Origin of the sequence: Micromonospora sp. DT201 (assembly GCF_049841575.1) — a bacterium.
GTDB lineage: Bacteria > Actinomycetota > Actinomycetes > Mycobacteriales > Micromonosporaceae > Micromonospora.
The window spans coordinates 1-236 of sequence record NZ_JBNCKP010000121.1; the positions used below are offsets into that span (position 1 = coordinate 1).

Sequence of the window (236 nt, forward strand, 5' to 3'; positions counted from 1 at the left end):
ACGTCACCGGACACCACCGTCGACGACGGGCCATTCACCGCCGCCACGAACACCCCCGCCGGCAGAACCAAATCAGCCGCCGGCACCGCGACGTGCGCCATCGCACCCAGACCCGACAACCGGCGGATCGCCCGCGACCGCAACGCCACCAAACGCGCCGCATCCGACAACGACAGGATCCCCGCCACGTGCGCGGCGGCGATCTCACCCTGACTGTGACCAATCACCGCAGCGGG

1 protein-coding gene is annotated in these 236 nt (G+C 70.3%); it reads right to left on the reverse strand.

Annotated features, from left to right (window positions below; genetic code table 11):
- On the reverse strand, positions 1 to 236 hold a 236-nt coding region (locus ACLQ28_RS34655; RefSeq protein WP_425690469.1), incomplete at both ends, for an acyltransferase domain-containing protein.